Consider the following 11,424-nt stretch of genomic DNA (forward strand, 5'->3'; position numbering starts at 1 on the left):
TAAATTTGTGAATTCGTGGCGAAAAGATGAATTTTAAAATTACTTATTGGGGTTTGGGATTTTTTTAGCCACGAATTCACGAATTTTAATGAATTTCTTTACTCTGTACTTGTCAATAATTTCACAAATTAACCTGGCGGTAATTTGTGAAATTCATCGGTAAAATTTTCGCAAAGTTTAAGTAGATAAATTTGTGAATTCGTGGCGAAAAGATGAATTTTAAAATTACTTATTGGGGTTTGGGATTTTTTTTAGCCACGAATTCACGAATTTTAATGAATTTCTTTACGCGGTACTTGTCAATAATTTCACAAATTAACCTGGCGGTAATTTGTGAAATTCATCGGTAAAATTTTCGCAAAGTTTAAGTAGATAAATTTGTGAATTCGTGGTGAAAGAAAGAATTTTAAAATTACTTATTGGGGTTTGGGATTTTTTTTAGCCACGAATTCACGAATTTTAATGAATTTCTTTACGCGGTACTTGTCAATAATTTCACAAATTAACCTAGCGGTAATTTGTGAAATTTATCGGTAAAATTTTCGCAAAGTTTAAGTAGATAAATTTGTGAATTCGTGGCGAAAAAAAGAATTTTAAAGTTATAGCCCTAAATCAAGAACATACGAAATTTTAACGGCGATATTATCCTCAAACCTCATTAACTGATTTGGTCCATATCTGTAGAATCCGCCTAAACCAAAACCTTTAAAAATTCTGTTCAATTCTAATCCCGATTCATAATAGCCTTTATCCAAAGTTTTGTAAGCTGGACCAACGTGCTGTTCTGGTTTTTCCATACTTCCCCAAGCCATTCTTGTCACTAAAACTAGAGATGGTCTTACTTTTTTGAAAAGGGTAAGTCGGTCAAAACCATGTTTAATTTGAAACATTAGATATTGACTTGAGAAAAACTCATTAAAAAACATGGTTTCAAAAGAATTTCTACCCGCAAAAGTGATACGCTGAACAACAGTTTCCTTGGTTAAGTTGTTAGGAGCTGTGTTGTACAAATGCGTAATAGGAACATCTCCCATTGCTAAACCAGCTTGTAAAAGCAAACCTGTTTTCTGGCGATTTAAGTATTGTTTTTCGTATTCAGCTTTAAAATCTATTTTGCTAAAAGTAAAATCATTTTCAAAAACATTCGGTAGAGATTGAGTATACTGAAAAGTAAATCTCGGAAATTTTTTATCGCTTTCATTTCTTCCTGTCGGAGTCTGCATATAATTACTAAAAGGCGCCCAGACAATAGAAAGCATCGCTGTGGTCATAATATAATTAGAATACAATTTTCCGTTTAGATTATATAGATAATCAAATTTTGGTTCGATATAATTTCTTGAAAGTTCTAAAACAGCCTCGGTTTTCGGAATAAATTTGGTTTGAACATTGGCACGCCATCCAACATATTCATAAAAAGTACTAATATTGATGGGACGCGGATCGTAAATTTTAAAAACACGTTTGTCAACACTAAAAACAGTACTCGCGATCTCTCGAACATCATCAGTATAATAACCATTAAACCAAGTATTGGTGTGTTTGTCTAACAAAACGCCTCCACCAACGCTATATTTAAAAACTCCATCTTTTGTTCCGTAAGCTCCGTAGCCTTCAATACGGAAATATTTAGACAAACGATCGTTTGTAATTCCTCCTACACCAAGACGAAAACCTTCATAATTATTATAGCTTATGATCTTTTTCAAATCTAAATCGACAGGGCCAATAGGGTAGAAGCCGTTAATGATTTTTCGGCCAATTCCTAATCGTTTTTCAATCCTATTTCGAACAGAAAGACTGTCGAGTAATAAGTATGTTTTTTGGCTTTTTAAGTCGAGATTTTCTTTTCGGTAAGCTTCCCAGAAACTTTCAGGTTTTTTGGCCGCATCGTCTTTAATTTCGATATAAAGCGAAGAGCTTTTTATTGGAGTGTCAGTATTTACGCGAATATCAAAACTATTGCTTTCAGAAAGTAGATAAGTAAAGTCTGAAGCCACTTTTTTTCTTCGTTCGAAATTGTCTTCAACATCTCCATCAAATTGAATGGTGCCGCCTAAAATACGAATATCATCGTCATTTTTTCCTTTTACGATTTTAAAAGTGGTATTGCTCTGAAACCAGATTTTTTCTTTCGGAATATATTCAAATTCGTGAATGCCGCTGATATCCAAAACGCCTTTTATTCTCATTACCGCTTTCGCGACAGCGTAATTTTCTTTGTCAATATATAAAACTCCCTCTAATCCAGAAGTTCTGTGTTTTGATTTGTCTTTGAAATAGATCATATAGGCATCACGGCCCCGAATGCTTACGGTATCTAAAAGTTTGTAATTGTAGCTTGAAGGAGCATTTCTAGAAATCGGATTTTCATACTTGGTTTCGAATAATTCATAATTAGAATCATAAATCGAAATAGATTGAAGGTTGAAGGCAAGAACTTCGTAAATAGGCTGTTTGAAACCAGCGATTTTTGTTCCTAAAACAGTTTCCTTCAGTTTGTTGTTTCCAAATTGATATTGCGAAACTTTCTCGGTTTGAAATAAGTGCTGTTTGCTCACAATTTCTTTAAACTTATAATCAGAAGAATCGATATTAATGATTCTTTTGTTTAAATCTTTATAAGCCGCCGAAGTATCAATACGACCGTCGATCGAATCTGGATTGGCTGTTACAATAAGTTTGTTGTAGGTTTTGTATTCAAAATTATTGAGCTTCTTTTGCGGATCGTTTATTGCTTTATTGGCAATAACTTTTTTTATTATCGTGAGAGCAGGATTTTCATTAGAAACCACAACTTCTTTTAAATCATCGGCCTGCTGTAAAAGTGCTATTGAATAAAAAGTTTTGCTGTTGATTAATGCAATAGTTTTGGTTTGAAAACCTATATAAGAAACCGTAAGTGATGTTGCAGAGGAACTGATTTTAAAAATAAATTTTCCATCAACATCTGTAATTGTGTTATTATTTTCTGAAGTCGTAATTGTAGCAAACGGAAGTGGTTTGTTGTTTGAATCGGTTACGATTCCGTTTATTTGAATTTGCGCCTGAAGAGTAAGCGTAAAAAACAAAGTCAAAAAACAAAATAGCTTCATACAGAATGATATAGTTTCAAAAACGAAAAGAAATTACTTTTCGTATGCAAAAATAACAATAAAAAAATCCGTCTGGAGCAATAAACCAGACGGATTTTTTATTTTATAACCAAATCTTACTTATACTTTCATGATTTCGGCTTCTTTTGCAGCCAATAACTCATCAATTTTTTTAATGTAAGCATTTGTTAGGTTTTGAACCTCTTCTTCTGCAGATTTACAGATATCTTCTGAAGTTCCTTCTTTTTCTAATTTTTTGATGTCAGTATTAGCATCTTTACGAGAATTACGAATACCAATTTTAGCATCTTCAGCTTCAGATTTTGCTTGTTTAGCCAAATCACGACGACGCTCTTCTGTTAGAGGTGGTACACTGATGATGATAACGTCTCCGTTGTTCATTGGGTTAAAACCAATGTTTGCGATTAAGATTGCTTTTTCAATAACAGAAAGCATATTTTTTTCAAATGGCTGTAATGTAATTGTTCGAGCATCTGGAACGCTAATTTTAGATACTTGAGAAAGCGGTGTTGCAGACCCATAATAATCAACAAAAACACCTCCAAGCATTGCTGGAGAAGCTTTTCCTGCACGAATATTAAGAAATTCTTTCTCTAAGTGTGCAATAGTACCATTCATTGATTCCTCAGTACTTTCTAAAATAAAGTCTATTTCTTCAGTCATTTTTTCTTTAGTTTTCAGTTTTCATTCTCAGTTTTCAGTTATAGTCTTGCGCGACTTTAAAACTGTTACTGATGACTATATATTTACTACAGTTCCGATGTTTTCGCCTTCGCAAATCTTCAAAAGGTTTCCGATTTTATTCATATCAAAAACAACGATTGGCAATTTATTTTCTTGGCTTAATGTAAATGCAGTAGTATCCATTACATTTAATCCTTTTTTGATCACATCGTCAAACGAAATAAAATCAAATTTTACAGCCGAAGCATTTTTTTCTGGATCAGAATCGTAAACACCATCAACACGAGTTCCTTTTAAGATAACATCAGCATTGATTTCGATACCTCTTAAAACTGCAGCAGTATCAGTTGTAAAATATGGATTTCCGGTTCCAGCTCCAAAAATTACGATTCTGCCTTTTTCTAAGTGACGGTCAGCTCTTCTTTTAATGTATGGTTCTGCAATAGATTCCATTTTCAAAGCAGTCTGTAGACGCGTTTTCATTCCTTTATCTTCAAGAGCGCCCTGCAAAGCCATTCCGTTAATTACAGTTGCAAGCATTCCCATATAATCTCCTTGCACTCTGTCCATTCCTGCGCTTGCACCGGCAACGCCTCTAAAAATATTTCCTCCTCCAATAACAATAGCAATTTCTACTCCTTTGTCGTGAATCTGCTTGATTTCATCTGCATATTCGCCTAATCTTTTCGGATCAATACCGTATTGTAAATCACCCATTAGGGCTTCTCCGCTAAGTTTAAGAAGAATTCTTTTATATTTCATGTGTGTGTTGCGTTAATTTGTGCAAATATAGACATATTCTGATTTTTAAAAATAATGTTTGCAAAAAATTAATTCTTGCTGCAATTTTAGGTTTAGAAAGGCTTTGAAGTTATTTAAATTAAATGTGATAAATGTCATTTTCTCCGTCTTCCTAAATTTTGTATTTTTATTGTATTCTAAAAATGAAACAAATATGAAAAGCATCGTAGCAAAAGCATTATTCAATAGTCATTCTTATGCTGAATACAGAAAAATTGTAACTGATTTATTGACCGAAGGGAAATCTACGGGAAATGAACAATCTGAAAGTCTTACTGATTATTCTAAATTGAATGAAGCTAGAATGAATAGGCTGGAAAAAACGATAACTATTTCAGATGCAATTGCAGAAAAACTTCAAAATTTAGATAATCATTATATCTGGTTGGTGCTTTCAGAAGGCTGGTGCGGAGATGCGGCACAGATACTTCCAATTTTAAATAAAATGGCTTTGGTTTCGAATAAAAAAATAGATTTGAAAATTGCATTTCGAGATGAAAATGATGATTTAATGAGTCATTATCTAACTAATGGCGGAAGAGCAATTCCAAAAATAATCGTGATTTGTAAAGAAGCAGGAATTGTACGAGCAGATTGGGGACCAAGACCAAAAGGAGCGACTGAATTAATGGAAAAACACAAAAGAGAAGTTGGTGCTATTGACGAAAAAATAAAAACAGATCTGCAGTTATGGTATCTGGCTGATAAAGGAATTTCGGTTCAGGAAGAGTTGGTCGAAATTATGGAAAATATTAAATATAATCGCCTTTAATCGGATTAATGTGTTGATAAACAGATTATTTGTTAATAAAATTATCTTAAAGTCTTTTTGACTTCAATAGAATTTCGTAACTTAGTAAAACTAATCCCACGTCTATTATAGCTTTCAGGTTTACTCTTTTTATTGGTGTTTATTTAATAATTAAAAATACACTATTATGAAAAAGTTATTCGAAAGATTCTATGATTTCTTTTCCACATTTTTATTTGGCGGGAAGAATGTGCCTCACTATTAATTTGAGATGCGTATGAAACAAAATTACTTGTTTTAAGAGCTTGGCACATTACTTTCAAATAACGTAATGTGCTTTTTTTATTTATTTAAAACTTTCCTCAAACAAAGTAATGTCAATAGCATTTTTTACGTCGTAATCGCCAATTTTTGTTCGGCGTAAAACAGTTAAATGCGAACCAGAATTCATGGCCTTTCCAAAATCATAAGCTAGGGAACGAATGTAAGTTCCTTTAGAACAAACTACTCTAAAATCTACTTCTGGTAATGCAATTCTTGTAATTTCAAATTCGTGAATTGTAGTTTTTCTGCTTGCAATTTCGATTGATTCTCCGGCACGAGCATGTTCATACAAACGAACACCATCTTTTTTAATTGCAGAAAAAATTGGTGGTTTCTGATCGATTTCTCCTAAAAACTGTTTTACAGTTTCATGAATCAAATCTTCATTGATGTGATCGGTTGGAAACGTCTGGTCGATTTCGGTTTCTAAATCGTACGATGGAGTAGTAGCTCCAATATAAAATGTACCCGTATATTCTTTTGCCTGACCTTGAAGTTCTGAAATTCTTTTAGTGAATTTTCCGGTGCAGATTAATAAAAGCCCAGTCGCTAAAGGATCTAAAGTTCCTGCGTGGCCAATTTTGAACTTTTTTGGAAGTCCGACCTTATTAATTAAAAGGTATTTTAATTTATTGACAGCTTGAAATGAACTCCATTTTAATGGTTTGTCAATCAATAAAACTTGTCCTTCTAAATATTCTTCAGGTGTCATTATATAATCGTAAGCGGATGAATGAAAAAGTGAATCAATAATAAAATGATTCCAGCAATGATTCGGTAATAACCAAAAACTTTAAATCCGTTTTTAGTCAAAAATCCGATGAAAGTTTTAATTGCTAATAACGCTACAGCAAAAGCGACAATGTTACCAATAACCAACATATTCACTTGGTCATGAGATAATTCAAAGCCAGCTTTATAATAATCATAGCATTTTTTTGCAGTTGCTCCTAACATTGTTGGAACCGCTAAGAAAAATGAAAATTCTGCGGCAGAAGTTCTAGTCAGTTTTTGCGCCATACCTCCCACAATACTTGCACCACTTCTAGAAACTCCAGGAATCATAGCAAGACATTGAAATAAACCAATTTTTAGAGCTTTAGCATAAGTGATTTCAGTTGAAACTTCTGGATCGTTTGGTTTGTTGAACCATTCGTCAACTTTCAATAAAATAACACCTCCAATTAAAAGTGAAACAGCAACTGTTACGGGGTTTTCAAGTAAACCATCAATAAAATCGCTTAATAATAATCCTAAAACAACCGCTGGAATAAAAGCGACTAAAAGTTTAAAATAGAAGTCAAAAGTTTGAAAGAAACGTTTGAAGTATAAAATTACAACCGAAAGTATCGCGCCAAGCTGAATTACAATGGTGAAAAGTTTAGTGAAATCGTCATGAGCGATTCCAAAAAAAGAAGAAGCAATAATCATGTGACCTGTAGAAGAAACAGGCAAAAACTCTGTAATTCCTTCAATAATGGCAAGAACAATAGCTTGTAATGTATTCATTTAGAATTTTAGATTTCAGATTTCAGATTTTAGATTGCCCTTCGACTTCGCTCAGGGTGACAAAAAATCTATAAACCTTTATTATTTAGATTTTTTGAATATAGAATAAATCGTGATTCCAAAACCGATTAAAACAGTTGTTGGTGCTAAACGAATACGTCTAAAGTTGAAAATTTCTTCGTTAAAAACATTAGGATCTTTACTTCCTCCACCAGACATTAGAATAAATCCTAGAGCAATTACAGCAATACCAATCAATAAAATTTTATAATTGATGCTGTCAAAAAGGAATTCCTGTTTTTGAACTTGTTGTTCTTCTTTATTATTGTTGTTTTTCATTTTGTCATTGCGAGGAACGAAGCAATCTTATCCTCTTTTTATATGGGTTTATATTTCAATCTAAAATCTAAAGTCTGCAATCTAAAATCAAAAATTAATAAAGATCGTCAGTTCTTAAGTTCAAGAAACGTTGCGTTGCAAAATGTGTACTTACCCAAGTAATTAGAACTCCTAATCCGAAAACGGCAACTAGAACCAAACCAGTTAAAGCTTTGTCTTCAAGAATTCCTAAGCCAGGGAAATTAGTGTCTACATATAATAAAAGCGCGATTAAAGCAATAATAGCTAAACCTGCACCAAGCATTCCCAATTTTACACTTCGCATTACAAATGGTTTACGGATAAACGCTTTTGTAGCTCCAACCATTTGCATGGTTTTGATAATAAAACGATTTGAATGAATAGATAAACGCAATGAACTATTGATTAATAAAACAGCAATTACGGTCAAGAAACCGCTGATAATCAAAATCCACATACTTACTTTTCTGATGTTGTCATTTACAAGATTTACCAATTGTTTGTCGTAAACAATATCTGAAATCATAGCATTTTTGCGAAAGTTGCTTTCAATCTTAACGATACTGTCTCTTTCTACGTAATCTGCTTTTAAGTGAATATCGTATGAATTCAATAACGGATTTTCTCCCAAAAAGGTTAAGAAATCTTCTCCGATAATATCAGTGTGTTCTTTTGCCGCTTTTTCTTTGGTAACATAAACAAAAGATTTAGCAAAAGGCGCTCTTTTAAGTTCAGTGTTGAATGCTTTGATAATACTGTCATTCGCTTCATTTTTGAAGAAAACTGTCATGGCAATTTTTTCTTTAAAATCGTCAGCCAATTGTTTAGAATTAATAATGAATAAACCTAGTACTCCCAAAAGGAATAATACCAAGAATACACTTAAAACTACCGAAAAATAAGAGGAAATTAACCTGCGTTTTTGAAATTTATCAAAGTTAGAACTCATAGATACTTAAATTATGTGGTAAAAATAATAAAGAATTTCTTTATTTAAAGTTAATAACAAACTTTTATACTTAAAAGTACAATTTAAATCTTGAATAAAAGCGGGTTTAATTGTAAAGCAATCAAAGTTTTTATGTAAAAACGTTTTAATCTCGCAAAGTCGCGGAGTCGCAAAGTTTTTAATATATCTTAGAAGAAAAACTTTGCAACTCCGCGACTTTGCGAGCAAAAAAAACTTAGCAACTTAGTATCCCAGAACCTTAGCATCTTTATTTAACTTTATAAACTTCAATGCTTTTTAGCCAATAAACATGGCGTGGTCCAGTTTTAATATCGTTTTTGCAAATCGCGATCATTTCTCCGTTTTTTACTGGTTTTCCATTTTCTTCAAAAAGGATATAAGTATTTTCTCCCGTCGGGTTATTGAAAAGTTCTGCCCAAGAAAAAGTAGCTTTATAATCATCTGAAGCTCTTGCTACGATGTAGAAGTTTCTGTCTTTATGTCCGTTTTGTTTGATTTTGGCTTTTTCTAAAATATCTTTCAAAAGAACACCTTTGCACACTTTATTGTCTTTTTTTACTTCACCGCTTTGACAGACTACTTTAAAATCATCAAGCATAACAACTTTCATCTTTTTTAAAGAATCGACAGTTAAGTTTAAAGGAAATTCGACATCACCTTTTACTTCTATCGAATGATTTACCATTTTTAAACTGTCTTTGGGAGTTAAGACAGGATGTTTGTCATTGTCTGTTTTTGCGATTTTTTCTGTAGTAACGGTTTCTTCTTTGTCTTTTTTAGAAGAATTACACATGGCGCATGAAAATGCAATCAGTAAAACGAGAATATAATTTTGTGTTTTCATATTAAATATAATTTTTGAATTAGTTGAAACTGAAAAAACGAAGTGTTACGAAGAAATTGCGTCCTTCTTCAGGATAGCCTTCGACTAAGCTATAATTTCTATCGAAGATATTGTTAACTCCGGCGTCTAGACTAAAATTTTTAGAGATTTTTCCGGAGCCATATAAATTCAAAAGCGTATAATCTGGAACTCGCGCACCATAACTTGTACTGAAACGTGGAGAGTTGAATTCGGCATTGGCAATTAATCGAAGAATTTTAATCGGGCTATATTCTAAAGTTCCCATCACTTTTGTGTTCGGAACATCTGTAAAATGAATATTCGGGTTTGTTATGTTTTTTCTTTCGATGTAAGTGTAATTCAAATTCAGCGACAAGTTTTCTAAAACAGCATAATTTAATTGCGCTTCAACACCTTTATAATCGGCTTCGCCAAAATTTTGCATTTGAGATTTTCCTGGTTCAACATTGCTTACACTCAATATCGCATCTGAAAGCGAACTATAGAAAAGCGCTGTCTGGAAAGTGATTTTCTCGAAAAGATTGGCCGTATAATTCAATTCGTAATTGATTGCTTTTTCAGGTTTTAAATCTGGATTCGGAATCGCAGTCCCCATTCTATAAGAATATCGGTCCTTGATAGTTGCAAATCTAGTTTTCTGAGAAACGGTTGCACCAAGTTTTTGCTGATTATTTAATTGATAGAAAAATCCAACTTGTGCATTAAAAGCGTCACTTGCTCCCGCATCTGGATAATCTGAAATTACTTTTGTAGTGCTATTATAATCTTCGGCTTCATTGTTTTTTCGAATGTTGTAACTAACACCCGGAATTACGGTAAATTTTGAACTGACTTTATAAACATCTTCAATTCCAATTAAAACTGTATTGTCTATAAAGTGACGGACGGGTTCGCCTAGATTGTTCTCACGGTGAACGTCTTCTTTAAAATGAAAAGCAATTTTTAAATCATTTTTCGGAATTATTTTGGTGTTGTATTCCAAGTTTCCTCCGAAGGTATAATCGTTGTAAATACTTTCAAAAGCATAAGGTTTTGTTTGTGTTGAATAAGTAGCATCGTCGTAACTATCGAGAGTATTCTTAAATCGATCAAAATATAATCTGGTTTTGAAACTATTTTTATCATCAAAAGCAGAATTCGAAATAAAATAAAAACTTTCTTTATCCCAGTTGGGCCATTGCCAATAGCGGGGTTTTAGCAAAAGAGTATTTAAAGGATCGTTTCCGGTATAAACAGGATTTCCTTTTTCGCCTTGCTGATTAATGTATCCAATGGCATATTCGCTTTTTTCAGTTGGCGTCCAGCCAACTTTGAAACTAATTTTTTGATCGGTTCGATACGAATTGTCTCTTTGCCCGCCATTTTCATTGGCTGTCGGAATAAAATTTGAAGACATTCTGTAGGAGTTTCTGTCCAAATAAGAGAAACCTCCTTGAACATAGAATTTTCCTAAGTTCGAACCAATATTTACATTTCCTCTGTATCCGTTTTCATTTATCATTCCTAAAGAGCCGTCAAATTCCAACTTTTTAGAAGGTTTTCGAGAAACCAGATTGATTGCGCCTCCAAGCGAATTTGGCCCATAAAGCACAGATGAAAATCCTTTCGAAACATCGACAGCTGCTAAATCAAAAGTGGTAAATCTAGCCAAATCGACATAACCATCATACGGAACATAAACTGGAATTCCGTCCATATAAACAGGAACTTGTCTTAAATCGAAACCACGAACAGAGACCATAGATTCATTTCTTGGTCCAGAAGCAGTTAAGCTGACTCCAGGCAACATGTTTAAAGCTTTTGAAACCTCCATTTTATTTTGAGATTCCATTGCTTTTGAAGTTATTCGATTTAAAGTGTCTTTGTTTTGATGATTGGTAATAATAACTTCCCCAAGATTAAAGACGTTTGAAATTTTGAGTGAATCTGGGGCTTTCGGATTGTTTTGCTGTGAAAATCCGATGAGTGGAAATAGCAGAAAGATTAATAATTTTGGTTTCATAAAAATAGTTTTTTCAGTATGTTTTAAAATGAATACTGCCAG

The 11,424-nt window shown here is 32.9% G+C and carries 10 protein-coding genes; 1 reads left to right on the plus strand and 9 read right to left on the minus strand.

The features are described 5' to 3' along the window. Positions 1–599: 599 nt before the first annotated feature. The 3 genes from DM397_RS04920 to pyrH form a co-directional block, all read right to left on the minus strand. The gene (locus DM397_RS04920; protein WP_111376476.1) at positions 600–3,095 is read right to left on the minus strand and encodes a DUF5686 family protein; all 2,496 of its coding nucleotides are present in this window, start codon (positions 3,093–3,095) and stop codon (positions 600–602) included. A 120-nt stretch (positions 3,096–3,215) separates the two neighbouring features. Then, complete coding sequence (frr, locus tag DM397_RS04925; RefSeq protein WP_111376477.1) at positions 3,216–3,779, minus strand: ribosome recycling factor; 564 nt, start codon at positions 3,777–3,779, stop codon at positions 3,216–3,218. A gap of 75 nt (positions 3,780–3,854) precedes the next feature. After that, complete coding sequence (gene pyrH, locus DM397_RS04930; protein ID WP_073416024.1) at positions 3,855–4,562, minus strand: UMP kinase; 708 nt, start codon at positions 4,560–4,562, stop codon at positions 3,855–3,857. Positions 4,563–4,755: 193 nt separating this feature from the next. Here pyrH and DM397_RS04935 point away from each other — a divergent pair, with 193 nt between their 5' ends. Next, the gene (locus DM397_RS04935) at positions 4,756–5,373 is read left to right on the plus strand and encodes a thioredoxin family protein (protein ID WP_111376478.1); all 618 of its coding nucleotides are present in this window, start codon (positions 4,756–4,758) and stop codon (positions 5,371–5,373) included. A 325-nt stretch (positions 5,374–5,698) separates the two neighbouring features. Here DM397_RS04935 and truB read toward each other — a convergent pair whose 3' ends face one another. The 6 genes from truB to DM397_RS04965 form a co-directional block, all read right to left on the minus strand. Further along, complete coding sequence (gene truB, locus DM397_RS04940) at positions 5,699–6,388, minus strand: tRNA pseudouridine(55) synthase TruB (RefSeq protein ID WP_111376479.1); 690 nt, start codon at positions 6,386–6,388, stop codon at positions 5,699–5,701. Continuing rightward, entirely contained in the window at positions 6,388–7,185 is a 798-nt protein-coding gene (locus DM397_RS04945) for an undecaprenyl-diphosphate phosphatase (RefSeq protein WP_111376480.1), read from the minus strand. The genes truB and DM397_RS04945 overlap by 1 nt, the downstream gene beginning before the upstream one ends. Before the next feature lie 81 nt (positions 7,186–7,266). Next, complete coding sequence (locus tag DM397_RS04950; RefSeq protein WP_111376481.1) at positions 7,267–7,524, minus strand: DUF3098 domain-containing protein; 258 nt, start codon at positions 7,522–7,524, stop codon at positions 7,267–7,269. Positions 7,525–7,618: 94 nt separating this feature from the next. After that, complete coding sequence (locus DM397_RS04955) at positions 7,619–8,494, minus strand: cell division protein FtsX (RefSeq protein WP_008465135.1); 876 nt, start codon at positions 8,492–8,494, stop codon at positions 7,619–7,621. Positions 8,495–8,762: 268 nt separating this feature from the next. Further along, a complete protein-coding gene (locus DM397_RS04960) occupies positions 8,763–9,359 on the minus strand; it encodes a molybdopterin-dependent oxidoreductase (RefSeq protein WP_167511659.1) in 597 nt (198 codons plus the stop codon). Between the two features lie 19 nt (positions 9,360–9,378). Beyond that, a complete protein-coding gene (locus DM397_RS04965; RefSeq protein ID WP_111376482.1) occupies positions 9,379–11,382 on the minus strand; it encodes a TonB-dependent receptor plug domain-containing protein in 2,004 nt (667 codons plus the stop codon). Positions 11,383–11,424 lie beyond the last annotated feature (42 nt).

It is taken from the genome of Flavobacterium nitrogenifigens (assembly GCF_003254565.1).
Taxonomy (GTDB): Bacteria; Bacteroidota; Bacteroidia; order Flavobacteriales; family Flavobacteriaceae; genus Flavobacterium; species Flavobacterium nitrogenifigens.

What these genes read in the sequence shown, in the direction of transcription:
- DM397_RS04960 (WP_167511659.1), bottom strand. Translation starts at nt 9,359, where the DNA reads ATGAAAACACAAAATTATATTCTCGTTTTACTGATTGCATTTTCATGC.
- DM397_RS04965 (WP_111376482.1), bottom strand. Translation starts at nt 11,382, where the DNA reads ATGAAACCAAAATTATTAATCTTTCTGCTATTTCCACTCATCGGATTT.
- frr (WP_111376477.1), bottom strand. Translation starts at nt 3,779, where the DNA reads ATGACTGAAGAAATAGACTTTATTTTAGAAAGTACTGAGGAATCAATG.
- DM397_RS04935 (WP_111376478.1), top strand. Translation starts at nt 4,756, where the DNA reads ATGAAAAGCATCGTAGCAAAAGCATTATTCAATAGTCATTCTTATGCT.
- DM397_RS04920 (WP_111376476.1), bottom strand. Translation starts at nt 3,095, where the DNA reads ATGAAGCTATTTTGTTTTTTGACTTTGTTTTTTACGCTTACTCTTCAG.
- truB (WP_111376479.1), bottom strand. Translation starts at nt 6,388, where the DNA reads ATGACACCTGAAGAATATTTAGAAGGACAAGTTTTATTGATTGACAAA.
- DM397_RS04945 (WP_111376480.1), bottom strand. Translation starts at nt 7,185, where the DNA reads ATGAATACATTACAAGCTATTGTTCTTGCCATTATTGAAGGAATTACA.
- DM397_RS04955 (WP_008465135.1), bottom strand. Translation starts at nt 8,494, where the DNA reads ATGAGTTCTAACTTTGATAAATTTCAAAAACGCAGGTTAATTTCCTCT.
- DM397_RS04950 (WP_111376481.1), bottom strand. Translation starts at nt 7,524, where the DNA reads ATGAAAAACAACAATAATAAAGAAGAACAACAAGTTCAAAAACAGGAA.
- pyrH (WP_073416024.1), bottom strand. Translation starts at nt 4,562, where the DNA reads ATGAAATATAAAAGAATTCTTCTTAAACTTAGCGGAGAAGCCCTAATG.